At 67.8% G+C, this 24,943-nt stretch carries 22 protein-coding genes; 11 read left to right on the top strand and 11 right to left on the bottom strand.

All coding sequences use genetic code 11. The features are described 5' to 3' along the window. The first annotated feature begins 343 nt into the window (after positions 1-343). A complete protein-coding gene (locus KK141_RS16040) occupies positions 344-2,080 on the top strand; it encodes a YadA-like family protein (protein ID WP_214572152.1) in 1,737 nt (578 codons plus the stop codon). A gap of 33 nt (positions 2,081-2,113) precedes the next feature. Here the strand turns inward: KK141_RS16040 and KK141_RS16035 are convergent, their stop codons facing one another. Further along, positions 2,114-3,568: an ATP-binding protein gene (locus KK141_RS16035; RefSeq protein WP_345777605.1), complete on the bottom strand. Its 1,455-nt coding sequence runs from the start codon at positions 3,566-3,568 to the stop codon at positions 2,114-2,116. Then, positions 3,565-4,245 carry a response regulator transcription factor gene (locus tag KK141_RS16030; RefSeq protein ID WP_214572151.1) on the bottom strand — a complete coding sequence of 227 codons (681 nt, stop codon included), beginning with the start codon at positions 4,243-4,245 and terminating at the stop codon, positions 3,565-3,567. Before KK141_RS16030 ends, KK141_RS16035 begins: the two co-directional genes overlap by 4 nt. A 207-nt stretch (positions 4,246-4,452) precedes the next feature. On the opposite strand from KK141_RS16030, the gene KK141_RS16025 reads away from it, so the two are divergent. From KK141_RS16025 to KK141_RS22975, 7 genes are all read left to right on the top strand, one after another. Further along, a complete protein-coding gene (locus tag KK141_RS16025; protein WP_214572150.1) occupies positions 4,453-5,103 on the top strand; it encodes a PepSY-associated TM helix domain-containing protein in 651 nt (216 codons plus the stop codon). A 17-nt stretch (positions 5,104-5,120) separates the two neighbouring features. Next, positions 5,121-5,636 carry a DUF2271 domain-containing protein gene (locus KK141_RS16020; RefSeq protein WP_214572149.1) on the top strand — a complete coding sequence of 172 codons (516 nt, stop codon included), beginning with the start codon at positions 5,121-5,123 and terminating at the stop codon, positions 5,634-5,636. Between the two features lie 37 nt (positions 5,637-5,673). Then, positions 5,674-6,486, top strand: coding sequence for a DUF4198 domain-containing protein (locus tag KK141_RS16015; protein WP_214572148.1), 813 nt, complete (start codon positions 5,674-5,676; stop codon positions 6,484-6,486). An 8-nt stretch (positions 6,487-6,494) separates the two neighbouring features. Beyond that, positions 6,495-7,451, top strand: coding sequence for an FAD:protein FMN transferase (locus tag KK141_RS16010; protein WP_250901811.1), 957 nt, complete (start codon positions 6,495-6,497; stop codon positions 7,449-7,451). Continuing rightward, the gene (locus KK141_RS16005; protein ID WP_214572147.1) at positions 7,448-9,055 is read left to right on the top strand and encodes a sulfite reductase flavoprotein subunit alpha; all 1,608 of its coding nucleotides are present in this window, start codon (positions 7,448-7,450) and stop codon (positions 9,053-9,055) included. Before KK141_RS16010 ends, KK141_RS16005 begins: the two co-directional genes overlap by 4 nt. A gap of 91 nt (positions 9,056-9,146) precedes the next feature. After that, a complete protein-coding gene (locus tag KK141_RS16000) occupies positions 9,147-11,378 on the top strand; it encodes a M1 family metallopeptidase (RefSeq protein ID WP_214572146.1) in 2,232 nt (743 codons plus the stop codon). Then, a complete protein-coding gene (locus KK141_RS22975; RefSeq protein WP_250901810.1) occupies positions 11,378-12,280 on the top strand; it encodes a hypothetical protein in 903 nt (300 codons plus the stop codon). Before KK141_RS16000 ends, KK141_RS22975 begins: the two co-directional genes overlap by 1 nt. 410 nt (positions 12,281-12,690) lie before the next feature. Here the strand turns inward: KK141_RS22975 and KK141_RS15990 are convergent, their stop codons facing one another. From KK141_RS15990 to KK141_RS15970, 5 genes are all read right to left on the bottom strand, one after another. Further along, entirely contained in the window at positions 12,691-13,236 is a 546-nt protein-coding gene (locus KK141_RS15990; RefSeq protein ID WP_214572145.1) for a hypothetical protein, read from the bottom strand. Between the two features lie 252 nt (positions 13,237-13,488). Next, positions 13,489-14,046, bottom strand: coding sequence for a HutD family protein (locus KK141_RS15985; protein WP_214572144.1), 558 nt, complete (start codon positions 14,044-14,046; stop codon positions 13,489-13,491). Positions 14,047-14,050: 4 nt separating this feature from the next. Beyond that, complete coding sequence (locus tag KK141_RS15980) at positions 14,051-14,593, bottom strand: GNAT family N-acetyltransferase (RefSeq protein WP_214572143.1); 543 nt, start codon at positions 14,591-14,593, stop codon at positions 14,051-14,053. Between the two features lie 7 nt (positions 14,594-14,600). After that, the gene (locus KK141_RS15975; RefSeq protein WP_214572142.1) at positions 14,601-15,074 is read right to left on the bottom strand and encodes an SET domain-containing protein; all 474 of its coding nucleotides are present in this window, start codon (positions 15,072-15,074) and stop codon (positions 14,601-14,603) included. Positions 15,075-15,242: 168 nt separating this feature from the next. Beyond that, positions 15,243-15,569 carry a helix-hairpin-helix domain-containing protein gene (locus tag KK141_RS15970; RefSeq protein WP_214572141.1) on the bottom strand — a complete coding sequence of 109 codons (327 nt, stop codon included), beginning with the start codon at positions 15,567-15,569 and terminating at the stop codon, positions 15,243-15,245. A 222-nt stretch (positions 15,570-15,791) separates the two neighbouring features. Between KK141_RS15970 and KK141_RS15965 the strand changes: the two genes are divergently transcribed. The 3 genes from KK141_RS15965 to KK141_RS15955 all read left to right on the top strand — a co-directional run bounded on the left by KK141_RS15965 (position 15,792) and on the right by KK141_RS15955 (position 18,826). Continuing rightward, positions 15,792-17,216, top strand: coding sequence for a M20 family metallopeptidase (locus KK141_RS15965; RefSeq protein WP_214572140.1), 1,425 nt, complete (start codon positions 15,792-15,794; stop codon positions 17,214-17,216). Next, the gene (locus tag KK141_RS15960; protein WP_214572139.1) at positions 17,213-17,908 is read left to right on the top strand and encodes a YggS family pyridoxal phosphate-dependent enzyme; all 696 of its coding nucleotides are present in this window, start codon (positions 17,213-17,215) and stop codon (positions 17,906-17,908) included. Before KK141_RS15965 ends, KK141_RS15960 begins: the two co-directional genes overlap by 4 nt. A 285-nt stretch (positions 17,909-18,193) precedes the next feature. Further along, complete coding sequence (locus tag KK141_RS15955) at positions 18,194-18,826, top strand: C40 family peptidase (protein ID WP_167252093.1); 633 nt, start codon at positions 18,194-18,196, stop codon at positions 18,824-18,826. A gap of 523 nt (positions 18,827-19,349) precedes the next feature. On the opposite strand, the gene KK141_RS15950 is transcribed toward KK141_RS15955, so the two are convergent. The 4 genes from KK141_RS15950 to KK141_RS15935 form a co-directional block, all read right to left on the bottom strand. Further along, the gene (locus KK141_RS15950) at positions 19,350-19,997 is read right to left on the bottom strand and encodes an oxidoreductase (protein WP_214572138.1); all 648 of its coding nucleotides are present in this window, start codon (positions 19,995-19,997) and stop codon (positions 19,350-19,352) included. A gap of 78 nt (positions 19,998-20,075) precedes the next feature. Then, positions 20,076-21,725 carry a M28 family peptidase gene (locus KK141_RS15945; RefSeq protein WP_214572137.1) on the bottom strand — a complete coding sequence of 550 codons (1,650 nt, stop codon included), beginning with the start codon at positions 21,723-21,725 and terminating at the stop codon, positions 20,076-20,078. 110 nt (positions 21,726-21,835) lie between these two features. Continuing rightward, positions 21,836-24,424: a TonB-dependent receptor gene (locus KK141_RS15940; RefSeq protein WP_214572136.1), complete on the bottom strand. Its 2,589-nt coding sequence runs from the start codon at positions 24,422-24,424 to the stop codon at positions 21,836-21,838. A 111-nt stretch (positions 24,425-24,535) separates the two neighbouring features. Next, positions 24,536-24,781 carry a hypothetical protein gene (locus KK141_RS15935; protein ID WP_214572135.1) on the bottom strand — a complete coding sequence of 82 codons (246 nt, stop codon included), beginning with the start codon at positions 24,779-24,781 and terminating at the stop codon, positions 24,536-24,538. Between the last annotated feature and the right edge of the window lie 162 nt (positions 24,782-24,943).

Here is a 24,943-nt window from a genome sequence, read left to right as displayed (position 1 = left end):
CTGATTTTTTCCCGTTCCTTTCCCACCTAGCATCAAGTCTCCACATGCGCCGGGATGCGCGGAGGGGCGCGATATCTGTTTCCACGGCGCGGTTGCACCGGTCCTTCAAAAGGCCGGATGTGGAGTTGTGCACGCTAATAACGGGAGATCTGGAATGAATGGGTTTTATCGCGCGTTTCGATATACAAGAAATACACGGAGCATGCTTGCGCCTGCACAACGCGGGCAGGGAGACAGGCGCAGAGGTTTTCGGCAGCGGCGGCGCATCCCCTTGGCCGGGGCGGGCCTATGGCTCATGGGGGCGGCGCTGGCAGCGCACGCTCCCGCCGGCAGTGCGGGGGAAATGCTCTACATCAACAACAACGACGACGCCGGCTGCGGCGCGTTCGACGAATCCCTCAGCGGCCAGATAGTCGGCGCCGTCTGCAATATCGGCAGCATTGCCGAGCTGCGTGCGCAGGGTGTGGCGGTCGGCGCGATGGTGGTCAACAGCAAGGGTATGTTCGTCAACGGCGGGCTTTCGATCGGCGGCGACTTCGACGTGGGGTCGAACCGGATCCATGCCCTGCAGGCCGGCAACGTAGCTACAGACGCCGCCAATGTCGGCCAGCTGTCTCCGGTGGTGGATGCGCTCGGTGGCGGGGCGAAGCTCGATACGTCCAGTGGCGCCGTTTCGGGGCCCGCCTACGCGCTGGCCAATGGCGGCACGCGCACCACGGTAGGCGGTGCATTAAGCGGGCTGGATGGCGCCGTCACCGCCAACAAGGACAACATCACCGGCTTGCAAAGCCTGATCGCGCAGGATGCGCTCAGCGAGACGATCCATCTGGGCGGTACGCTGGGCGGCAGCGCGGTCGACCTGTCCAGCAAAAGCGGCGGCAGGACGCAAACGCGCCAGCTGACCGGCTTGTCCGAAGGCGCCTTGTCGAGCATCAGCACGGATGCGGTGACGGGCGCGCAGCTCCACGCCACCAACCAGAACGTCGCCGGCAACCGCAGCGACATCGGCCTGCTGCAGAACCGGATCGACAACGGCCTCGCCGGCCTGGTGCTGCAGGACGCAGCCACGCGAACCGTCACCGTGGCTGCCGCCAGCGATGGCGGCGTGGTCGACTTCACCGGCACCGATGGCGTGCGCGTGCTCAGCGGCGTCGCCGATGGCAAGGCGGACCACGATGCGGCGACGATCGCCCAGCTCAAGGCCGTGGGGCTGGTCGGTCCGGAAGGCAGCCTGCTTGCCGCGCTGATGTACGACGACCTCGCGCTGGGCAGCGCCACCCTGGGCGGCACGCATGGCACGGTGATCCGCAATCTCGCGGCCGGCACGGTGGCGCTGGGCAGCATGGAGGCGGTCAACGGTGGCCAGCTCTACGACCTGCGCGTGGCGCTGGGCGATCAGATCGGCGTATTGAATGGTCGCGTCGATACGCTCAACGTGAAAGTCGATGCGCTCCATCCGGTGCTGGCGAAGGACCCGGTTCCCGGGGGCAGGATCGAGCCCGCTATCGCGCCGGGTACGGCACCCGGCAGTACCGCCGTCGGCAATGGCGCCGGTGCTACCGGAAGCGGCAGCACCGCGGTAGGCACGGACGCAAGCGCGACGGGTACCGACAGCACCGCTCTCGGCTCGAACAGCACCGCCAGCGGCAACGGTGCCGTGGCGGTCGGCGCGCACTCGGTGGCCGACCGCGACAACACCGTCTCGGTCGGCTCAGCCGGCAACGAACGCCAGATCGCCAACGTGGCGGCCGGCACGGCGCGTACCGACGCGGCGAACTGGGGCCAGGTCCAGGACACCGTGCGTGAAGTACAGCACTGGGTGCGCGACCGCTTCCGGCAGGCGAGCCGGCTGGCCAATGCCGGTACGGCAGCGGCGCTGGCGGCGACCAACGTGCCGCAGGCCTACGCGCCCGATCAAAGCGCGCTCGGTGCGGGCATCGGCAGCTTCAAGGGGCAGTCGGCGCTGGCGGTGGGCCTGTCGACGATCACGCCCGGCGGCCGCTGGGTGGTCAAGGGCAGCTTGAGCGGCAATACGCAGGGCGATGTCGGTGTGGGCATGGGTGCGGCGATGGTCTGGTAGCTGCGGCCAGACCCGGAAGCGGACGGCGATGCCTCAGGCGTCGCCGTCCTTCCTCGCGGTACGTGCATGCGGAAACCGTACCTCTACGCGCAGGCCGCCTTCGTTGCCCGCCATGTAGCGCACCTGCGCGCGATGGCGCTGGGCGATGCGCTGCACGATCGCGAGCCCGAGTCCGGTGCCTTCCTCGTTGCAGCCCGGCACGCGGAAGAAGCGTTCGCCCAGTCGCGCAAGGAAGGCCGGCGGCACGCCGGGGCCATTGTCTTCGACGCTGAGGCAGGCGCTGTCCTCGTCGTCGGCCACACCCACCGTCACCATGCTGCCGCGGCCGGCATAGCGCAGTGCGTTGTCGAGCAGGTTGTCGAGCAGCTCCTGCAAGGTGATGCGGTCGCCGTCGATCCATACCGGGCCTTGCGGACCGTCGTAGCCCAGGTCCACGCCGGCGGCCAGCGCTTCATGCACGCGCAGGGCAAGCAGTTCCGGCATCAGGCGCGAGAGATCGATCAGGCCGTGCGGGTCGCCGGTCTGATCGGGCGACTGCGCACGGGTCAGCGCCAGCAACTGACCCGAGGTGCGCGTGGCGCGCTGGGTCAGGCGCAGGATGTGCTCCAGCGCGTCGTTGACGGTTTCCCGCGACGGGTCGGCCTGGGCACGCTCCACATGCACGCGCAGGCCCGCCAGCGGCGTGCGCAGCTGATGCGCGGCGTCGGCGATAAAGCGCTCCTGCAAGGTGAGCATGGCGCGCAGGCGCGCGAACAGGCCGTCGATGGTGCGGGTCAGCGGCAGGATCTCCACCGGCACGTCGGCGTCGCCGATCGGCGCCAGGTCGTGCTCGCGCGTGGCCAGCCGTGCGGTCAGCGGGTCGAGCTGGCGCAGGCCGATGCGCACGCCGAACCACACCAGCACGAAGACCGACGCGATCAGCAGCGCTTGCGCGGGAATGCTCAGCAACAGGATCTCGCGCGCATTCTGGCGGCGATCGCGCAGCGTCTCGGCCAGGGTGACGGTGAGCGTGTCGCCGGTTTCGTGCGTGCTGTCGATCACCACGCTGGCGGCGCGCAGCTTGCGGCGGTCCACCACCGCATCGAACAGTTTCGGCTCGCCGTTCACTGCCAGCGACAGGCGCGAGGGCGGCACCAGGGTCGAGGTGCCGGCGATCAGGCCGTGATGCTCGCTGACGATGCTGAAGTAGTTGATGTTGTTGTGGCCCTCGGGGTCGTACTGCAGCAGGAACTTGGCCTGCTCCGAGATCGGCCCGTCCATGCCCATCTGCAGCATGCGCGCCACGGTTTCGGCGCCGCCGGCCAGGTCGCGGTCGTGCACGTGATTGGAATAGACCAGGGCGCCGGTGTAGGTGACCAGGCTTTCCAGCAGCAGCATCAGCATCAGCGGCACCAGCAGGAACGCGAGCAGGCGCCGGCGCAGGCTCTGCCGGCCATCCGGCTCCAGCAGGCGATACAGCCAGGGCTGCGCGTCGGGCGCTTCGCTCACTCGGCGCCTTCCTTCGATTCCTCCAGCAGATAGCCCAGGCCGCGGATGGTGCGCACCTGGGTGCCGGAACCGGAAAGCTTGCGGCGCAGGCGGTAGATGGCGATGTCCAGGCCGTTGTCGGTCAGCTCCTCGTCCCAGTTGCACAGCGCTTCCACCAATTGCGCGCGGCTGGTGACGCGGTCCGGGCGCGCGGCCAGCGCTTCGAGCAGGCCGAATTCGCGCGCGGTCAGCTCCAGCGGCACGTCGTCCACCCAGGCGCGATGGCCGGGCAGGTCCAGGCGCAGCCGGCCGATGCTCATTTCCGGCGCGCCCTGCGCCGTGTAGCGGCGCAGCAGGGCGCGCACGCGGGCTTCGAATTCGGCCAGGGCGAAGGGTTTGACCAGGTAATCGTCGGCGCCCAGGTCCAGCACGCGCACGCGTTCGCGCAGGCCTTCGCGCGCGGTGATCACCAGCACCGGCAGGCCGGCGCCGCGCTTGCGCAGGCGCTGCAGCACTTCGCTGCCGTCCAGGTTGGGCAGGCCCAGGTCCAGGATCAGCAGGTCGTAAGGCGTGTCGCGCAGGGCGCTGTCGGCGCGCGCGCCGTCGTTGACGTGGTCTACCGCATGGCCGCTCTGGCGCAGCGAGGCGCAGACGCCGGCGGCGATGGCGGGATCGTCCTCGGCGATCAGGATGCGCATGCGGGGTTCCTGTCGGCATGCGCCGGGCGGCGCGGGGTCTTGGGTGAATTGCGAGTCATTCTCATCTGTGACAGTATCCGTGCCCGGCCGCATCTCGGCGGCCCGATCGCCCGGCAGCTTAGCGCCCGGACCGATCACTGGGACAGATCGCACGCGGCGCCGTTCATCGCCGGCCAGCGATACCCGCACTTCTTTACGGGCACACGCATGGGCAGGCAGGCGGCAACAGGGGCACACGAAGGGCGGGAGCGGGCAGGACGTTCGTTCTGGCTCAAGCAGCTGCATCGCTGGCACTGGATCAGTTCCGCCATGTGCCTGGCCGGCATGCTGCTGTTCGCCGTCACCGGCATCACCCTCAATCACGCCGCCCGCATCGAGGCGAAGCCGCAGACGGAACATCGTGCAGCGCAACTGCCCGCGCCGCTGCTGCGCGCGCTGGCCGGCGAAGACGAACGCAAAGGCGCCGTGCTGCCCGTCGTCGTAGCCGATTGGGTTCGCGGCGCGGTGGATGTCGACGTCGCCGGCCGCCCCGCCGACTGGTCCGCCGACGAGATCTATCTGTCCATGCCGCGCCCCGGCGGCGACGCCTGGCTCAGCATCGACCGCGCCAGCGGCAAGCTCGAATACGAGCGCACCGCGCGCGGCTGGATCTCCTATCTCAACGACCTGCACAAGGGCCGCAATGCCGGCCCGGTGTGGGGCTGGTTTATCGACCTGTTCGCGCTGGCCTGCGTGGTGTTCTCCGTCACCGGCCTGCTGCTGCTGAAAATGCATGCCGCCCAGCGCGGCGCCACCTGGCCGCTGATCGCGTTCGGGCTGGTGCTGCCGCTGGTGCTGGCCCTCCTCTTTATTCACTGACTCCGAAGGAGCGCCCGATGCGCCGCCTGCTCTACACCATGCCCGTCCTGCTGCTCGCCGCGCCGGTGGCGGCGGCCGATCTCGACGTCACCGTGCAGATCCCGCAACTGGACGTCGCCGAATACCACCGCCCCTACACCGCGGTGTGGATCGAGCGCGAGGACCACAGCGTCGCCGCGCAGCTGGCCGTGTGGTACGCGCAGAAGGAAAGCAAGGAAGGCGCCGGCACCAAGTGGCTGCCGGAACTGCGCCAGTGGTGGCGCCGCGGTGGCCGCGAACTGCAGATGCCGGTGGACGGCGTCTCCGGCGCCACGCGTCCGGCCGGTGCGCAGCAGCTGAAGTTCAAGCAGGGCAAGGCGCCGCTCGGCGAACTGGCGCCCGGCAAATACGAGCTGGTGGTGGAAGCGGCGCGCGAAGTCGGCGGCCGCGAAGTGGTGCGCGTGCCGTTTACCTGGCCGGCCGCCGCGCCGCAGCACCTCGATGCCAAGGGCAGCGCCGAACTGGGCGCGGTCAAGCTCGATCTGGCGCCCTGAGCGCTGCGCTTCCCTCTTTAATTGCAAGGAATCACTCATGTCGCTTCGTTCGCTCTCCCTGTCCGCGCTCGCCCTTGCCCTCTGCCTGCCGTTCGCCGCGCAGGCGCACAAGATGTGGATGGTGCCCTCGGCCACCAATGTCTCCGGTGCCGATCCGTGGGTGACGGTGGATGCCGCCGTATCCAACGACCTGTTCTTTCCCGACCACGTGCCGGGCGATCTGTCGCGCCTGGCGATCACCGCGCCGGACGGCCAAATGGTGAAGGCCGAGAACAGCGTCACCGGCAAGTACCGCAGCGTGTTCGACCTGCATCTGACCCAGCAGGGCACCTACAAGCTGGCCCTGGTGAATGCCGGCGTGTTCGCCAGCTATGAGCTCGGCGGCGAGAAGAAGCGCTGGCGCGGCGACGCGGCGAACCTGGCGAAGGAGCTTCCTGCCGGCGCCAAGAACGTGGAAGTGAACGAGTCGATCAACCGCGTGGAAACCTTCGTCACCAACGGCAAGCCCAGCGACGCAGCGCTCAAGCCCGGCGGCAAGGGCCTGGAGCTGGTGCCGGTCACCCACGTCACCGACCTGGTCGCGGGCGAAGGCGCCACCTTCCAGCTGTTGCTCGACGGCAAGCCGGCCGGCGACGTGAAGGTCACCGCCATCGCGGGCGCCACGCGCTACCGCAACGCGCAGGACGAATTCGACGCCACCACCGGTAAGGACGGCAAGTTCACCCTGACCTGGCCCAAGGCCGGCATGTACTGGATCAACGCCAGCACGCAGGACGACAAGACCAGTGTGAAGCAGGCCAAGCAGCGCCGCCTGTCGTATACGGCGACGCTGGAAGTGCTGCCGCAGTAAACCGCGCGATGACGGCAGCGATGCACGCCGTGCACGAGCTGCACGGCGACACCATGGGCACCACCTGGTCGGCGCGCGTCGTCGCGCCGGCCGGACTGCCCATGCGCGAGTGGCAGGACGGCGTGCAGCGTTGCGTCGACAGCGTCGATGCGCAGATGAGCACCTACCAGCCGGACTCCACGCTGTCGCGCTACAACGCGGCGCCGGCGGGCACCTGGCAGGCCTTGCCGGACGAGTGCTTCGCGGTGATCGCGCAGGCCTTGCGCCTGGCGCAGGCGACGGGCGGCGCTTACGACCCGACCGTCGGGCCGCTGGTCAATCTTTGGGGCTTCGGTCCGGACGCGCAGCCCGGGCAGGCGCCTTCCGCCGCGGCGATCGATGCGGCGCGCGAACGCATCGGCTGGTGGAAACCGCAACTCAACGAAGCGGCGCGGCAGATCTTCCAGCCCGGCGGCGTCTATATCGATCTCTCGTCGATCGCCAAGGGCCATGGCGTGGATCGCATCGGCGACTGGCTCGACGAGGCCGGCGCACAGGCGTGGCTGGTGGAAGTCGGTGGCGAGATGAAGGCGCGCGGCACAAAGCCTGACGGATCGCCTTGGCGTGTCGGCATCGAACGTCCGGATGGTTCCGGCGCCTACGATCACGTGATTGCCTTGCGTGGATGCGCCATCGCCACATCAGGCAACTATCGGCGCAGCTACATGCAGGACGGCGCGCTGCGCTCGCATCACATCGATCCACGCACCGGTTATCCAGTGGCGAGCGCGGTGGCGTCGGTGAGCATCCTCGCCGCACGCGCCATCGATGCCGATCCGCTCGGCACGGCCATGACCTTGCTGGGGCCGGACGATGGCCTGGCCTTCGCCCACGAACGCGAGCTGGCCGTGCTGTTCGTGCTGCATGGCGAACGCGGTTGGCAGACGCGCATGTCGCCGGCCTTCGAAGCGGCGCTGCGCGCGTGACGAAGCCGGTTGCCGCCAACCGGCGCGAGGCGCTTGGCCATGCGCTGGTGTTGCTGCCGCTGCTTGCCCTGGCGGCGTGGTTGTTTTCGTTGCATGCCGGTGCGCTGCAGTGGCGCGATCCGGGTGCGCAGCGCTGGCTGGAAGCGTCGGCGAGCGTGCTCGCATGGCTGGCTTTGATCGCGGTATTGCGCCGGCAACGCCGCAAGCCGGATGCCGGCGATGCGGCAGGCGCCGACGCGCTTTTGATCGCCTACGCCAGCCAGACCGGCTTCGCCGCGCAACTGGCGAGCCAGACCGCGGAAAGCTTGCGCAACGCTGGGATGCCAGTGCGCCTGGTGCAGCTGAGCACGCTCGACGAAGCGGCATTGCGTGACGCCGGCCGCGCGTTGTTCATCGTCAGCACCACGGGCGAAGGCGACGCACCGGACGAAGCCGCTGTCTTCGAGCGAGGCTGCCTCTCTCATATCGGCAAGCTCACCGGCCTGCGCTACGGCCTGCTCGCCCTGGGCGACAGCGACTACGCCGACTTCTGCGGCTTCGGCCGCCGCCTGCGCCATTGGCTGGCGCAATCCGGCGCGCAGCCGCTGTTCGATCCGGTGGAAGTGGATAACGGCGATGCCGGCGCGTTGCGCCATTGGCAACACCATCTGGCCATGCTCAGCGGTGCCACCGAGATGCCCGATTGGCAACGGGCGCCGTATGGGAGTTGGCGGCTGGCCGAGCGCCGGTTGCTCAATCCGGGCAGCCTGGGTGGCCCGTGTTTCCATCTCGCCTTGCGGCCGGAGGATGGCGCGCTGGCATGGGAGGCCGGTGACATCGCCGAGATCGAGCCGCGCCATGCCGCGGACACGGTGCGCCCATGGCTGGCCGCCACCGGATTCGATGGCACGACCGTGGTCGGCAACGAAACCTTGTTCGACCGCCTCGCGCGCAGCCATCTCCCCGAACCCGCGGACGTCGCCGGCCTCGACGCGGCAACCCTCGCCGCGCAACTGCAGGCACTGCCGCATCGCGAATACTCCATCGCCTCGATCCCCGCCGACGGCGCGCTGCACCTGCTGGTGCGCCGGATGCAACACGGCGACGGGCGCCCGGGCCTGGGCTCCGGTTGGCTGACGCAACATGCGGAGTTGGCTTCGCCCATCGCACTGCGCATCCGCGCCAACCCCTCGTTCCGCCCACCGGCCGCGGAGTTGCCGCTCATCCTGATCGGCAACGGCACCGGCCTGGCCGGCCTGCGCGCACTGCTGAAGGCGCGCATCGCCGCCGGCGCGCGCCGCCACTGGCTGCTGTTCGGCGAGCGCCAGCCCGATCGCGATTTCTTTCACCGCGACGAACTCGAACGCTGGCAGCGCGAAGGCTGGCTGGAACGGCTGGACCTGGCCTGGTCGCGCGAACCCGCGGCGCCGGCCTATGTGCAACAGCGCGTGCGCGAGTCCGCTGCGCTGCTGCGGAGTTGGGTCGAACAGGGCGCGGCGATCCGCGTCTGCGGCAGCCTGGCCGGCATGGCGCCGGCCGTGGACGAAGCCCTGCGCGAAGCCTTGGGCGATGGACTGCTCGAACAGATGCGCATGGACGGCCGCTACCGGCGCGACGTTTATTGAGGGAACGCGTATGCGCCGGCCGTGACCTTTGGCCTATGCCCCGACCCATGCCCATGGCGCAACCTGCCGTATCACCTGGGGAGAGACAAAGATGGTGGGACGAGGGGGCAGGACCATAGGACTGCTGCTGGCGCTGGCCGCCGCATGGGCAGTACTCGCACAAGACGCACCGGCACCGGCGAGCAGCAGCCCGCCAGCGCAGCCGGCAGCGGCGCCGACATCCGCCGCGCCGGCGGAGATTCCGCTCGCCGGCGCCAACGCCGCCGGTGCACGCCAGGCCAGCGCGCCGAACGCCTGGGGCGGCGAACGCAGCGGCCATGAGCCGACGCTGTCCGACCGCGTGGTCGGCTACCGCATCGACGCGGAACTCGATGCCGCCAACCACGCCGTCACCGGCAGCGAGCAGATGACCTGGCGCAACCGCAGCGACCGCCCGGTGCGCAGCGTCTACCTGCACCTGTACCTCAACGCTTTCAAGAACGAAGGCAGCACCTTCTTCACCGAGCGCCACGTGCTCACCGCGCACGGCCGCTCGCGCGGCGCGGCGACGCTGAAGAAAGGGCAGTGGGGCTATATCGATCTCAAGCGCGTGCAGCAGGGCAGCGCGGCGCTGAAGTGGAGCTTCGTGCAGCCGGACGGCGGCCCGAAGACCGACCAGACCGTGGTGCGCGTGGACCTGGCCCAGCCGGTCGGCGCGGGCGAAACGCTCACCCTCGATATCGACTTCCTCAGCCAGCTGCCGCGCGTGGTCGAGCGCACCGGCTGGTGGGGCGATTTCAACCTCGTTGCGCAGTGGTTCCCGAAGATCGCCGTGCTGGAACTGCCGGGCGAGCGCGGCGCCGATGAAGTGCGCTGGAACGCCCACGAATTCCACTTCAACAGCGAGTTCTACGCCGACTTCGGCAGCTACGACGTGCGCCTCACCGTGCCTTCCGACTACACCGTCGGCGCCGTGGGCGAACAGCAGGGTGCGCCGACCCAGGCCAATGGCAAGAGCACCTATCACTTCGTGCAGGGCGACGTGCACGACTTCGCCTGGGTCGCCGCCAAGGGCTATCAGACGCTGGACGGCAGCTTCACCGGGCCGGGCGTGCCCAAGGTCGCCGTACGCGTGATCTATCCGCCGGAGTACAAGGCCAGCGCGCAGCCGGTGCTGAAGGCGACCACCGATTCGCTGGAGTTCTTCTCGCGCACGCTCGGCGCGTATCCGTACCGCACCGTCACCGCGGTGGTGCCGCCTTACAACGGCGCCGAAGCAGGCGGCATGGAATATCCGACCTTCTTCACCGCGGAAGGCTATTCCAAGATCGACGCGCAGACTTCGGACCAGTGGGAAATCGACTTCGTCACCATCCACGAGTTCGGCCACGGTTATTTCTACGGCCTGCTCGCCTCGAACGAATTCGAGGAGCCGATGCTGGACGAAGGCCTGAACGAGTATTGGGACGAGCGCATGCTGCGCGAACGCAACCAGCCGATCCTGGTGCCCAGCTCGTTCGCCGCGCGCATCGGCATCCATCCGTCGATGGACGTGTTCGTGCAGGAGCGTTTGGGCGCCGGCCTGAAGTCGCCGTACGACCCGCTGTCGGAGAACGCGTGGAACCGCTTCTCCAGCAGCAGCTACGGCACGGTCTATTCGCGCACCGCCACGGCCATGCACGACCTGGAAGAGCGCCTGGGCAAGCCGGTGATGGAGAGGGCCTTCCGCGAATACTACCGGCGCTGGCACTTCCGCCATCCGTCGGTGGCGGATCTGCGTGCCACGCTGATCGATGTGTCGGGCGACGCCAAGAACGTCAACGAGATCTTCGACCAGTACGTCTACGGCACCTCGTTCATCGACGACCGCATCGCTTCGATCGACAACGACGAAGTGCTGCCGCAGGCCGGCGTGTTCGACAAGGACGGCAAGCGCAACGAAGTCGTCGCGGACGACCTGGAAAAGCAGCTCGACAAGCAGCGCGAGAGCTGGGAGAAGGCGCACAAGGACGCCAAGTCGTGGGAGGGGCCGTTCCCCTGGCGCGGCACGGTGACGGTGGTGCGCGAGGGCGCGCCGGTGCCGCAGCTGCTGCGGGTGGCGTTTGCCGACGGCAGCCACGAGGACGTGCACTGGAACGACAACCGCCGCTGGGCGCGCTTCGTGTTCGACAAGCCGTCGAAGGTGGTCTCGGCCGAACTCGATCCGGAGCACAAGATCCTGCTCGATGCCGACAAATTGAACGATAGCCGCACCACCAAGGCGAACGCCGCGGCCTCGCGCCGCTGGACGTCCGACATGGCAGCGCTGCTGCAGGCTTTCTACTCCTTCCTGGTGACGCTGTGATGGCCTTCAAGAACTCTCGTCGGGTTTCCCTGGGCGCCTTGTTCGGCGCTCCCGTGGCCGCGCTGCAGTGGCGGCTGTTGCTGTTGTGGACGCTGCTGCTGTTGCTGCCCACCGTGGTGGCGGCGCTGCCGCTGCTGCGAACGTTGAGCCAGCTGCTGGATCACTCCGTGCACGCCGATGCCTGGGCGCAGCACTTCGATGCGCTGATGTTCGGCGACACCGTGCGCGGCGTGATGAACAACGGCAGCGGCGTGCAGGGTGGTTTTATCGCCGGTGCGGTGCTGACCGTGCTGCTGGCGCCGCTGCTCAACGGCATGGCGGTAGGTGCCGGCCGCGCCGGACGGCCGCTGGGTTTCGGCCATCTGCTGCAGAGCGGGGTGGTGGAGTACGGCCGCATGTTCCGGCTGATGCTGTGGACGGTGCTGCCGTATGCCGCGGCGCTGTGGGCGGCGAAATGGAGCATGGATCTGCTGGACGACAAGACCGAGGTGGCGGTACTGGAGTCGCAGGCGCAGGCGTCGACGCATTGGCTGCTGGCGCTGGCGGTGTTGTTTGTGGTGCTGGCGCAGGTGATTGCCGACTCGGGGCGGGCGGCGTTTATCGCTGATGTGGGCTTGCGCTCGGCGACCAAGGCGTTGTGGCGCGGGTTCGTGCAACTGGTGCGCAGGCCGTTCAGCAGTTTGCTGGTTTATGTGGTGGTGACGGTGGTGGGGTTTGGGGTTGCGTTTGCGCTGGGGGTGGCGCGGGTGCATGTCACTGCGGTGGGGGTTGGTGTGTTGTTGGGGTTTCTGTTGATGCAGGTGGCGGTGATGGCGATGGCTTGGGCGCGGGTGGCGAGGGTGTTTGCGTTGGCGGAGGTGGGGCGCTCACTTGGTAGTGGTGGGCGGCGTGCCGCCTTCTGATCTGCGCGCGTCATCGCCTTGCTGGTCATCCCGGCGTAGGCCGGGATCCAGTGGCGATATCGCTCGGTTATTGCGTTGACGCTGGGGTGTCTCGCCGTTGGCGAGTGTTTCGGGCCGCTGCCGCGGCCCGAGTTACTTCTTCTTTGCGTGCCCAATCCCCTCAAGGGGGACCTCGAGAAGAAGTAACCAAGAAGAAAGGGCACCCTGCTTGGCGCCCTCAGCAGCAAAGCTGCTGAGGGCGCCAAGGGGGCCCGGTAGATCAAGAGCCGGAGCAAAAGCGCGCAAGCGGAACGCCGCGGCTATGCCGCGTGCTCTTCGCTCGATTTTCGCGTCTGCCGTCATCCCCCTCTCCCCGCCGGGGAGAGGGTTGGGGTGAGGGGCCACTCTAGCGATACCGCTCGATACTGCGGTCAGCAGATCAGGCACCACCCACATTGATCCCAAGCGCAAACAACGTCGCAAGCAAAGCCAGCGACATCGCCGATACGGTCATCCATATCTGCCCGAACCGCAGATGCTTTTCGCTCCACAGGGCCAGCGCCACATACACACCAGGCGCCACGCCCGCATAACGCACCATCGAAGTAAGCGTCACCGTCAGCAACGGCGCCAGCACTGTCAGCGCCGTAAACACGGCGAGTTCGCGCCAGCCGCGTTTCCAGCACGATGCCGGACCAGATCCATTCGCCGGTGACGGACGCGGCGGATTTCCACATCAGCGGATGCAGTGGGAAGAACGTCCAGTTCGCCTGCTTCGACGTATCGAACGGGCGCCGCTCGTAACCGTCGCGGGCGATGCTGTAGTTCCACGCCGAATCGTTGCCGATCGCCAGGTGGCCGAGGCCGTCGGCGACGGTGCGGCCGGACAGCTTGATCGCCACGCTGTCGTCCTGCCGCCAGCGTTCGACCGGCACCTGCGACATCAGTGGCACCGCTGCGAGGATCAGCACGATCATCAGGCGCGAGAGCAGGAACGGAATCAGCGCGCCTGATGCAGGCGAGCAGCGCCTCGGCGGCGCGGCGCAGGGGAGAGCGTGGAGTGGGGACGATCGCTGCGGCGGCGGTGTTCATCGGCATCCTGCACAGGCTCGGTCGAGCGGGTGCGGGACATTACGAACGCCGAAATTATTTGACGAGTGGCATGCGGCGATCCGCGCGTGCGGCGGTTTTGTGTCCCGATGAATCGACGATGCGATGCGTGGACGCGCTCAGGCTTCGATGCGCGCGAGCACCACTTCGCCGCCGCCTTCGATGCGCAGCGTGCCCGCCGCTTCGATCCACACCGACTCACCTTGCGTCACCGCCAGGCTTTCGCCGCCGCTGCGCAGTTGGGCATGTCCGGCCAGCAGATAGAGAAACCAGTGCGCGCCGGCCGATGGCGGCAACACCATGGCGCCGTTCAAGGGACGTGCGATCAGTTCGCCTTCGACGCCATCGCGCAGCATCAGGTTGAAGGCGCGGGTGGGGCCGTCGGTGAGTCGCGCCTGCGGTGCGTCGGCGCCGTCGAAGCGGATCACGGCCAGGCGCAGTGCCTGCCGTTCGCTATCCGCGAAGCGCAGCGCGAGCGAGGCATCGAGTGCGGCGAACTGGCGGCGCACGCCGGGCAGTGCGGAAAAATCGGCATCGCTGTCGATCTGCGCGATGCTCAGGCGCCACTGCCACGCCGAAGGATCCGGGCCGCTGGCCAGCACCGTGGTGGCGCCGGCGCCGTTGGCCCAGGGCTCCGCGCGCAGGCTTTCCGCGGGCACGCGGTGGAAGGCGCTCATGCGCTCAGGCGTAGGCCGCGCGGCGCGATTCGCGGTACGGCGGGTAGTACGCGAACACGTGGTTGTAGCTGCCGCAGAAATCCATGTCTTCGATATGTTCGCCGCCGAGGCGCTCGGCCAGCCGGTCGGAGGCTTCGTTGCCCACGCGCACCAGGCTGATCACGCGCTGCGCGCGCAGCTGGTTCCAGGCGAAATCGAGGATGGCCTGGCAGGCTTCGGTGGCGTAGCCGTGGTGGCGGTACTCGGACTTCAGCATCCAGCCCAGTTCGATATCGGGCCAGCCTTCCGGATACATCAATCCCGCGCGGCCGGCGAAGGCGCCGCTGTCCTTCAGTTCCAGCGCCCACATGCCGTAGCCGCGCAGCTGCCAGTGGCCCAGCAGCATCGCCAGCGAACGCCAGGCGTGGCCGCGGTCCAGCGGCTCGCCGTCGCCGACCCAGCGCGTGCTGGTGGGGTCGGCGAGCATCGCGGCGTAGTCGTCGAAATGGCTGGCGGAGAGAGCGGTAAGGCGCAGGCGCGCGGTTTCGAGGGTGGGTATGTCGAACATTGCAGTGTCAGATGGCGGCGCCGGCCAGCAGGCTGGCGAGGGCGCGGGTACTGGTGGTGAGACTGTCGGCCCAGGACAGGCCGATGATTTTCTCGCCGGTGGCCGAATCGATGAAGTCTTCTTCCTGCCCGGGTGCGAGCAGGTGGCGGTAGTCCACGGTGATTTCCGTGCCCGCGGGCAGGTCGCGCGCGGCGAACACGAAACCCAGGTGCCACAGCCCGTTGGGCTCGAAGCTGTGGTTGATGTAGCACTCGTCCGGCCAGTCGGGGGACAGCGTGTAGCGGTCCTCGAACCAGCGCGCAGCCGCGTAGAGCTGCACCTGCAGCTCGGGCGAGGCCGTGATCTGCGCGAGGCTCCAGGTGCGGTCGATCGCATCCGGCGCGGTCACGATGCGACCGGCGGCGACGTCTTCCTCCAGGAACAGCCCCTTGCCGGCGCCTCCGATACCCGAGGCGGCGATGCGGTAACGCGGCAGGATCATGGCGTGGAACGCAAATGTTTGTGCTGCTGAATCAGGTACATGGCCCCTGTGACGGCTCCGGCCTGGGTCGTGAAGGCGGTGACCGGGCGGTCGTGAACGCGGAGTGTAGGCGCAACCGGCGCGACCTGCCAGGGCCGCGCCGGCGCGGGCCGGCGAGCGGGCTGGAGCTCAGTCCTCGTCCTTTTTGGCCTTGGGTTTGGCCTTGGCGGCGCCGGATTCGGGCTTGGCGCTTTCCTCGGTGATCAGGATCGCGGCGCGGTTGCGGTCCAGCGTGCTGGCGCCCACGCCCTTGACCTGGCCGACCTCGTCCACGCTCTTGAACGGGCCGTGTTCCTCGCGCCAGGCCACGATGGCGGCGGCCTTGGCCGGGCCGATGCCGTCCAGTGCTTTAGCGATGGTGGCGGCGTCGGCGGTGTTGACGTTGACCGGCGTGGCGGCGTGCAGCGACAGGCACACGGCCAGTCCGAACATGAAAGTGGCGAGCTTGCGCAGCATGGGGATGCTCCTTCAGTGATGGGCTTGAGCGGTGGGAAAGCGCGGCGTCCATGCGCCGCCCAGCCACGATGCCGCCGGCGCGGATGCGCCGCAGTCGGCGCTCCCATCGCATTGCGGTGCGCCTGCATCGCCGCGTGGCGTGGGTGCGCGCCTACGCGCTGTCGGCGGCGTTTCGGCCTGCGCTGATACAATCGGCGCTTTCCCCATCGCCGGAGCTCGCCCATGGATACCGCCCGTCTTTCGCATTTCGTCAGCGGCCTGTGGGATGACGAGATCGTGCCGCAGCTGATGGACTACATCCGCATTCCCAACAAGTCGCCGATGTTCGATCCCAAGTGGGTGGAACACGGCTACATGGATGCGGCGGTCAAGCTGATGGAAACCTGGGCGCGCACCAAGCTGCCGTCGCTGCCCGGCGCCACGCTGGAAGTGGTGCGCCTGGAAGGCCGCACGCCGCTGATCTACATCGACGTGCCCGGCCAGGGCGACGACACCGTCATGCTGTATGGCCATCTCGACAAGCAGCCGGAAATGACCGGCTGGGCCGAGGGCCTGGGTCCGTGGACGCCGGTGATCAAGGGCGACAAGCTCTATGGCCGCGGCGGCGCCGACGACGGCTACGCCATCTTCGGCTCGCTGGCCGCGCTGCTGGCGCTGCGCGAGCAGGGCATCCCCCACGCGCGCTGCGTGGTGCTGATCGAGGCCTGCGAGGAATCGGGCAGCTACGACCTGCCGTACTACGTGGATCATCTGGCCGCGCGCATCGGCAGCCCCTCGCTGGTGGTGTGCCTGGATTCGGGCTGCGGCAACTACGACCAGCTGTGGCTGACCACCTCGCTGCGCGGCATGACCGGCGGCGAGCTGAGCGTGCAGGTGCTGGAGGAAGGCGTGCATTCCGGCGACGCTTCCGGCGTGGTGCCGTCGAGCTTCCGCATCCTGCGCGAGCTGCTGACGCGCCTGGAGGACCCGCAGACCGGCACGGTCAAGCCGAAGGAGCTGTACGTCGAGATTCCCGCGCAGCGCGTCGAGCAGGCGAAGCAGGCCTCGCACGTGCTGGGCAAGGCCATCTACGAGAAGTTTCCCTTCGTCGAAGGCATGCATCCGGTCACCGAAGACCTCACCGAGCTGGTGCTCAACCGCACCTGGCGCCCGCAGCTGGCGGTGACCGGCGCGGACGGCCTGCCGCCGCTGGACAGCGCCGGCAACGTGCTGCGCCCGAAGACCTCGGTGAAGCTCAGCCTGCGCCTGCCGCCCACGCTCAACGGCAGCCAGGCCGGGCAGTTCGTCAAGCAGCTGCTGGAAAAGGATCCGCCCTATGGCGCCAAGGTCGGCTTCAAGCTGGAGAAGGACGGCGGCGGCTGGCACGCGCCGCAGCTGTCGCCGTGGCTGGAGCAGACCGTCGCGCAGGCTTCGCAGAATCATTTCGGCGCGCCCGCGGCCTATATGGGCGAAGGCGGCAGCATTCCCTTCATGGGCATGCTGGGCGAGAAATTCCCCAAGGCGCAGTTCCTGATCACCGGCGTGCTCGGCCCGCATTCCAATGCGCACGGCCCGAACGAATTCCTGCACATCCCCACCGGCAAGAAGGTGACGATGGTGGTGGCCGAGGTGGTGGCGGGCCACTACGCGCAGGGCGGCAAGGCTTGAGCGACGACTACGGCTATCTCGCGGCTAACTGGGCCGCCGTGCGCGAGCGCGTCGACGCGGCCTGCCGCGAGGCGGGCCGCGCGCCGGCCGAGGTGGACGTGCTGCCGGTGAGCAAGACCTTCGGCGCCGACGCCATCCGCGCCGCCACCGGCCTGGGCCTGCGCCGCTTCGGCGAGAACAAGGTGCAGGAGATCCGCGAGAAGGCCGGCCCGCTGGCCGACTGCGCCATCGACTGGGTGGTGATCGGCCACCTGCAGACGAACAAGGCCAAGGACGTGGCCCGGCTCGCCGCGGAAGTGCAGTCGCTGGACCGCTGGGAACTGGCCGAGGCGCTGGACCGCCGCCTGCAGGCCGAAGGCCGCGCCATCGACGTGCTGGTGCAGGTGAAGACCTCGCCGGAAGAAGCCAAGCAGGGGCTGGATCCGGCGGAACTGCCGGCCTTCCTGGCCCGCCTGCGCGGCCTGGACACCTTGCGCGTGCGCGGCCTGATGACCATGGCCGTGCAGGCCGACGACCCCGCCCCCGTGCGCGCCTGCTTCCGCCTGCTGCGCGAGCTGCGCGACCGCATGGCGGGCGAGGGCCATGCGCTGCCGCGGCTGTCCATGGGCATGAGCGGGGATTTCCCGCTGGCGGTGGCCGAGGGTGCTACAGAACTGCGCATCGGGACGGCGATTTTCGGCCGCCGCGGCTGAATTGCGCTTCAGGTTCCTTGCAGACCTGTTACGGACCTCCGTCACACTTCCGCCACGGTTATTTCTAGGAAATTTTCCTAGCCAAGCCAGTTGCTTGCAGTGATTTTCCGCTGCTTTCATGGGGATGCCGGATGTTGCTGATCCCTTCAGCTTTTCGAAACCGCGGGGTTTAGTTAACCCGGATCGAACATACGGTCTATATCGCTTTGCTAAGTTCACGGCTTCGTCACGGTCGTCGACACATCCGACGGCCAATCCCGTGAACAGCAAGGGGATTTTTCCCGCATGCCAATCAAGCGATTGACCGTCCTCTCCGTGCTGGCCGCCGCCGCGCTCGTCTCCGGTCCCGTGCTCGCCAGCCCCAGCGGACAGGCCAAGGCCGCCCCTGCTGTTGCCACCATCACTCCGCCGCTGATGAGCCAGTTCGCCGCGCTCGCTCCGGCCCAGGCGCTTTCCCAGTCGGCTCTGCCGGCCGCTCCGGCGATCGAGGAGCAGGCCAGCAATGCGGACGATCTGCGCAAGACGCTGATCGATCTGGCGATGCAGCTGCGGGATATCCGCTATGTGCGCGGCGGGCACGATCCGTCGACCGGCTTCGATTGCAGCGGCTTTGTCCGTTATGTGTTTTCGCATGCGGTGGGGTTGGATCTGCCGACCAATTCGGCGGGGCAGTTTCTTGCCGGGTTGAAGGTCAACCGTACCGAGATGCAGCCTGGCGATCTGGTGTTTTTCCGCACTGCGGGCGGGCGCCGGGGTGGTGGGCGCATTTCGCATGTGGGTATTTATATTGCCAATGGGCAGTTTATTCATTCGCCTTCGCGTGGGAAGACGGTGCGCGTGGATAGTCTCGATGAGAGTTATTGGGCTAAGCGCTTTGCTGGCGCTAAGCGGCCTGAGGGTATGGCGCAGAACGGGTGAGCGTTTGGCGTTTCGCAGTTTGAGGCCGCCTGCATGGCGGCCTTTTTTATTTGTGCTGGCGCCTCGCCTATTCGTCATCCGGCGTAGGCCGGGATCCAGTTTCTGTATCGCTTGGTTTTCGCGGTGTCGCGATTTGGCCGCTTATGCAGCGGGCATTTCGTGCGCCTGCCGGCGCCCGAGTCACTTTTTCTTTGCTGGCCCAAAGAAAAAGTAACCCAAAAGAAATGGCCTCAAGTCAAAGGCTCGCGACGCGACTAGAAGGAGCGTTGGGCGTCTGCGGTAACTTGATTAACCTGGGTCTACACGAAACGACAGTGCGTTTACGTAGCGGATTCTTCAACGTGCCGTTGCGAAGAGGATGTTCAAGGAACGAGGCTAGCTTTGGCTCTTCGTTCCTGTATGCGACGCCACATCACTTCTCCCTCTCCCCTCCGGGGAGAGGGTCGGGGTGAGGGGCCGCTCGGAGCGCAACGCCTGTCATTCCTCAGATTGCTTTGGTCCTATTCGCTGGCGATAAAGCAGCTCAGCTTGCCCTGCCCAAGCGTTGCAACTCATCCGACTCGACGATGCGCACTCCTTCACCCGGTTCTCGCGCCAACTTCCACAAAGCCCGCGCAACCGTCTCCACGTGAATCCCGCGCCATCGCCCGGGCAACAAGCGCGACAGTGGGCCGGCGACTGACTCGCCTAGGCGGAACTCCTTGCGTGGTCCCAGCAGCAATGAAGGGCGCACGATGGTCAGTTGTGGCCAGGCTTGTTCGATCAGGGCTTGTTCGAGTTCGCCTTTGACCTTTGTGTAGAACGTGCGCGACGTGGTGCTTGCGCCGAGTGAGCTCATCACCAGGTAGTGCCGTGCTCCAAGCTTGCGGGCGCGGCGGGCGACGGCGAGGGGTAGGTCGTAGTCGGCCATGCGGAAGGCTTCGCGGGAGCCGGCTTGGGCGATGGTGGTGCCCAGGCAGCAGAGGGCGAGGTCGAGCGGGGGCTGCAGGGTGGGGAGGGTGCGGTGGAGCATGCCGACGGGGTTTTCCAGCCGGGGGGCGCGTGGCAGGGCGTGGCGGGTCGGGGCGAGCACGCGGGCGACGGCGGGGTCGGACAGCAGTTCGCGCAGCACGGTGCCGCCGGTGAGGCCGGTGGCGCCGGCGAGCAGGACGTGGAGGGGCGAAGCGGTCATGGGTGCGGCACGGAGACCTGACGCACACAGCTTGCCACGCCGCATCTTTGCTGCGCGTAATGCGGACGGACGGAAACGCTAGCGCGCGACCACCGTCACAGGGCGGTGGAAACTCGCGGTCGGCTTCCACTGCGGATAGCTGGTTTCGGTCGACAGCTTGCCGCCGACCATGAACAGCGCGCGCAGGTCTTCCACCAGGCCGCGCAGGTCCCAGTTCGGCGCGCTGCCGGCGGGCGGGGCGCTGGCGCTGGCGGCGAGGTAGTCGCCGTAGCGCTTGCGGCCGGCGGCATCGCCGCCGTCGCGCAGGTCCAGGCCGGAGCGGGCGTACAGCACCGGCACGCCGCGCGTGGCGAAGCTGAGTGCGTCGGAGCGGAACAGTTCCATGCCGGCGCGTTCGTCGCCCGAGCGCATGCGGCGGTGCTGGCTCTGCAGTGCGTCGGCGAGGTAATCGTCCAGCTGCGACTGGCCGTAGCCGAGCACGTCCAGGTCGTGGCTCGGCCCAAGCCACGGCAGGGCGTCGAGCTGGATTTCCGCCACCGTGTGCTCCAGCGCCACCGGCGGATGATCGACGTACCAGCGCGAACCGAGCTGGCCGGATTCCTCCATGGTCAGCGCGACGAACAGCACGCTGCGGTGCGGCTTGGGCGCGCGGTGCGCGAAGGCCTCGGCCAGTTCGAGCAGGCCGGCCAGGCCCGCCGCGCTTTCGGCCACGCCGTGCAGCGACTGGCTGTCGCGCGCATCCGGGTGGTTCCAGTGCGCGGTATAGACGATCGCATCGTCGGGCTGCTTGCTGCCGTTCATGCGCGCGATCACGTTGGGCGACATGCCCTGGCTGATGCTGCTCTGGAAGGCCAGGCTGGCCTTCGCCGCCAGCGTTACCGCGTGGAAGCCGCGCCGGTGCGCGGCGGCGCGCAGTGCCTGGAAATCCTGTCCGGCGCTGGCGAACAGCCGGCGCGCGGCGTCGTCGCTCAGCCAGCCGGCGATGGCGGGCGCCGCATTCGCATCGCCGGGCAAGGTGTACCAGGGGCCGCCCCAGCGCTGCCGCACCGTCGTCCACGGATAACCCGACGCAGCTTCGTCATGCACCACGAACACCGCCGCCGCACCGTGGCGCGCGGCCTGTTCCAGCTTGTAGCGCCAGGAACCGAACAAGGTGGGCGTGCGGCCATGGAACAGCGCCGGATCCTGGCTGCCCCAGCCGGGGTCGTTGGCCAGCAGCACCACGGCCTTGCCCTTGATGTCGGCGCCGGCGTAGTCGTCCCAGTCCTGCGCGGGGTCGTCGATGCCGTAGCCGGCGAACACCACCGGCGCGTGCTCGATCGCCGCATTCGCCCGCTGCGCGGGCGAGTTGGCCACCATGTCGATGCCGTAGGCGAGCGACAGCGGCTGCGCGCCGCCTTCGATCTGCAAGGTCATCCGTTCCGGATGCACCACCGTGCCGCGCACGTAGGGCACGTCCTGCGTCCACTTGCCGTCGGCGCCGGGCTGCAGGCCCATGCGCTGGAACTGCGCGATCAAGTAGTCGACGGTGTGCCGCTCGCCGGCGCTGCCGGGCGAACGGTCGCGCAAGGCGGGCGCGGACAGTGCGTGGAAATGGACGGCCAAATCCTCCGGCATGATGCCGGGCGAGAAGTTCGCCGCGATCTCGCCGTCGCGCGACGACGACGCATGCTGCTGGCAGGCAGCAAGCATGGCGCTCATCGCAACGATGGACAGAAAACGGCGCATTCCCCCGACTCCCTGTACGGGACCGGCAGGACTGTAACCGCGCCGCGGCCCGCTGAAAACGCGCAAGTTTTCGCGTTCAGCAGCGGGCGCAGCAGCTTCATGCGATCGGCTTAGAAACGATAGTCCGCACCGACGTAGACATAGCGCCCGCGCGGATCGGCCTGCGTCAGGTCGTAGTACGTATTCGACGGGTCCCACGGCGGCCGGCGGTTCTGCAGGTTCTGCACGGCGAGCGTGAGCGTGGTCTTGGGCAGGCCGGTGTAGGCGATGCTCAGGTCGAAGGTGCTCCATGCCTTCACCCGCTCCGGATACGCCGGCGTGAGCCGGTTGTCCGGGTTCTGCTTGTAGCCGCCCACGTAGTACCAGGTCAGCGTGCTGGCGAAGTCGCGGTAGCTCCAGGTCAGGCCGGTGCTGCCGCGCCACTTCGGCAGCGAGCCGAAGATATTGGTGCCCGCGCCGTTCACCGGTGCATCGCCGGCGACGCGCGGCTGGCTGTACTTGAGCAGGCGCGTCCAGTTGCCGTCGAGCGCGAAGTCGCCCGCGTTCGCCGTGTGCAGTGCCTGGTGGAAGGTGAGGTCGACACCGTCGGTGGTCAGGCTCTGCTGATTGCGGTACTGGTTGGTGATGATGCTGATGCGGCCTTGCGCATCGCGCTGCACGCGCGGGTCCTTGCGCAGCACCAGGGTGGCGTCGTCGTCGGGGCCGATGATGCCGCGCTGCACGATGTGGTAGTAGTCCGCGCCGAAGCTGGTGTCGGTGCCGGGTGAGATGACGAAGCCGCCGTTGTAATTCTCCGAACGCTCCGGCCGCAGCTTCGGGTTGGCGGCGAAGACATCGGTATAGCCGCGGCGCTGGCCGGGCGTGACCGGATCGTAGGGATCGACCACCGTGCTGTAGCTCACCGCGGTGCTGTGGGTGATTTCCGGCAGCGACGGCGCGCGGAAGCCGCGCGAGTACGAGCCGCGCAGCAGCAGCCAGTCCAGCGGCTGGTAGCGCAGCGAGAACTTCGGCGCGAAGGCATTGCCGAAATCGCTGTAGTGGTCCAGGCGCCCGGCGATGCCTGCTTCGAGCGTAGCGAGGATCGGCACGTTGAATTCGGCATAGCCGGCGTGCACGTCGCGCGAGCCGCGGATCACGTCGATGGCCGGACGCAGTTCCGAACCTGACAGCACCGCCTGCGAGGTGCGCGAATTGATCGATTCGTTGCGGAACTCGTAGCCGGCGGCAAAGCCCACCGTGCCCGCGGGCAGGTCGAACAGCTGCGTGCTGGCGGTGGCGTTGACCGCGGTGAGGCGCGATACGGCGGGGCGGATGGTGGACAGGCGCAGCGCATCGATCGCCTGCTGCGAATTGTCGTTCGCGGCGAGGTTGTAGCCACCGTTGGCCAGCAGCGACTGGAACGCATAGCGGTTGCCGAAGTTGGTGACGTATTCCTTCAGGCTACTCTCGGAGTGCTCGGCCGAGACATCCCAATCCCATGCGCCGGTACGTCCCCTGATGCCGCCGAGGAAGCGTGTGAAGATGGTGCGGTCGCGCTTGTTGCGCTGGCCCACGTCCCACAGGTTGGTGTTCACCGGCGTCGGCACGCCATAGGGGTTGGCGGGGTTGCCGGCCGGCAAGGTGGTGTCGATATTCACCAGCTTCTGGTTCGCGTTGTCCCAGGCACGCAGGCCGCTGCCGATCGCCAGTGGTCCGCTGAATACGAAGGCCGCGTGGCTGCGGCTGTAGATCGCCTCGCCGTAGGCATCGATCTGGTCGGTGAGTTTCACCGTCGCCTTCAACACCGCGTGGTAACGCTCCACGCCGGGAATCAGCGAGGTGTACTGCGCCGGGTTGTAGGCCCAGGTGTCGCCGCTCTTGCCGGGCGTGATGGCGCCGTAAGGCACTTTGCGCACCGGGCCGACGGCGCTGGCAAAGCCCTGGGTGGGATCGTTGTTGTAGTAGTTGGTTGGCGTCCAGTTGAGGCGGCCGCCGGGCTTGTCGCGGAAGTCGTTGCCGCGCAGCCAGCTCACGTCGTCCTGGTTGAGCTGCGAGCTGCGCGTGCCGTCCAGTGCGAAGAACACGTTGTAGCCGTCCTTCTTCAGATCGCCCTGGCCCAGCAGCAGGTGGAAATTGTTCGAGCGCTGGCCGGTGCCTTCGGTGCTGCCGCCCACGTTGGCGCCGACTTCGGCGCCCTGGTAGTTCTGCTTGAGGATGATGTTGACCACGCCGGCGATGGCGTCGGAGCCGTACACCGCGGAGGCGCCGTCCTTCAGCACCTCGATGCGTTCCACCGCGGCCAGCGGCAGCGCGTTGAGATCGACGAAGGTGTCCTGCAGTTCGTAGGCGGTGGCGTAGTTGGCCACGCGCTTGCCGTCCACCAGCACCAGGGTGTTCTTCTGGCCCAGGCCGCGCAGCGAGATGCCGGCGGTGCCGGCGGAGAAGCTGCCGGTGAGCTGTTCGTTGACGCTGTTGCCGGTGTTGGCGGAGATCGATCGCAGCAGGTCGGGCAGGGTGGTCTTGCCGCTGCTGCGGATCTGCTCGGCCGTAATGGACTGCACCGGGCTGGGGCCTTCCAGGTCGGTGGTCTTGATATTGGAGCCGGTGACGCTGACGGCTTCGAGCTGGGTGGCCTTCTTTTCGTCGGCATCCTCCGCATGCAGCGGGGACAGCGCGAGCGCCGTGGCAATGGCAAAGGGGAGCAGGCGGATCGTGTTCATGGCGGGAAGCATTCCTGTAGGCGCAGCCCTCCCGGCTCCTGGCCAGGGGTGATGGATGCGCGGGATGCAGCGGGGGAGCTGCGTTGGAAGGGGATCGCCGTGGGGACGGCGTCAACAGCGGCGCGGGGAAACGCCTAAGGTCGCGGGATCAGCCGCAGCGACACATTCGACAGCAACGACACAGCAGCCCGTGCCGGCGATGGCGTGGCGGTGTCGTAGCGAAGAGGAAAACAGCGAGGAGTGCATCGTGATATCCGGCCCGGCGGCGCCCGGTGGACGCTGGCTTGCTTGAGATTCCGGACTGGCGTCCGGCAACAGGGAAAAACGCGCGATCAGCAACAACAACAGCAGCGACACATCGCGCACATGCGATGCGTGGTGCTGGCGAGCTGGCGGTAACCCTGGATAGTCACGGAGACAAATGTTCCTGCTGGGACGAGACGGCGCGTTGGGGTTCGGCCGTATGGACGGCTATTTGTGCATCGCCGCGCGGCGATGTCAACCCGAGGTGACGACACG

This window comes from Dyella sp. LX-66 (genome assembly GCF_018599165.1).
Taxonomy (GTDB): domain Bacteria; phylum Pseudomonadota; class Gammaproteobacteria; order Xanthomonadales; family Rhodanobacteraceae; genus Dyella_D; species Dyella_D marensis.
Note: the sequence above shows the minus strand (reverse complement) of the source record. Positions and strands in the feature narration are given on the sequence as shown.

Coding starts and splice junctions, on each gene's coding strand:
- KK141_RS16040 (WP_214572152.1), top strand. CDS start 344: ATGCTCTACATCAACAACAACGACGACGCCGGCTGCGGCGCGTTCGAC.
- KK141_RS16030 (WP_214572151.1), bottom strand. CDS start 4,245: ATGCGCATCCTGATCGCCGAGGACGATCCCGCCATCGCCGCCGGCGTC.
- KK141_RS16025 (WP_214572150.1), top strand. CDS start 4,453: ATGGGCAGGCAGGCGGCAACAGGGGCACACGAAGGGCGGGAGCGGGCA.
- KK141_RS16020 (WP_214572149.1), top strand. CDS start 5,121: ATGCGCCGCCTGCTCTACACCATGCCCGTCCTGCTGCTCGCCGCGCCG.
- KK141_RS16015 (WP_214572148.1), top strand. CDS start 5,674: ATGTCGCTTCGTTCGCTCTCCCTGTCCGCGCTCGCCCTTGCCCTCTGC.
- KK141_RS16010 (WP_250901811.1), top strand. CDS start 6,495: ATGACGGCAGCGATGCACGCCGTGCACGAGCTGCACGGCGACACCATG.
- KK141_RS16000 (WP_214572146.1), top strand. CDS start 9,147: ATGGTGGGACGAGGGGGCAGGACCATAGGACTGCTGCTGGCGCTGGCC.
- KK141_RS22975 (WP_250901810.1), top strand. CDS start 11,378: ATGGCCTTCAAGAACTCTCGTCGGGTTTCCCTGGGCGCCTTGTTCGGC.
- KK141_RS15990 (WP_214572145.1), bottom strand. CDS start 13,236: ATGATCGTGCTGATCCTCGCAGCGGTGCCACTGATGTCGCAGGTGCCG.
- KK141_RS15985 (WP_214572144.1), bottom strand. CDS start 14,046: ATGAGCGCCTTCCACCGCGTGCCCGCGGAAAGCCTGCGCGCGGAGCCC.
- KK141_RS15980 (WP_214572143.1), bottom strand. CDS start 14,593: ATGTTCGACATACCCACCCTCGAAACCGCGCGCCTGCGCCTTACCGCT.
- KK141_RS15975 (WP_214572142.1), bottom strand. CDS start 15,074: ATGATCCTGCCGCGTTACCGCATCGCCGCCTCGGGTATCGGAGGCGCC.
- KK141_RS15970 (WP_214572141.1), bottom strand. CDS start 15,569: ATGCTGCGCAAGCTCGCCACTTTCATGTTCGGACTGGCCGTGTGCCTG.
- KK141_RS15965 (WP_214572140.1), top strand. CDS start 15,792: ATGGATACCGCCCGTCTTTCGCATTTCGTCAGCGGCCTGTGGGATGAC.
- KK141_RS15955 (WP_167252093.1), top strand. CDS start 18,194: ATGCCAATCAAGCGATTGACCGTCCTCTCCGTGCTGGCCGCCGCCGCG.
- KK141_RS15950 (WP_214572138.1), bottom strand. CDS start 19,997: ATGACCGCTTCGCCCCTCCACGTCCTGCTCGCCGGCGCCACCGGCCTC.
- KK141_RS15945 (WP_214572137.1), bottom strand. CDS start 21,725: ATGCGCCGTTTTCTGTCCATCGTTGCGATGAGCGCCATGCTTGCTGCC.
- KK141_RS15940 (WP_214572136.1), bottom strand. CDS start 24,424: ATGAACACGATCCGCCTGCTCCCCTTTGCCATTGCCACGGCGCTCGCG.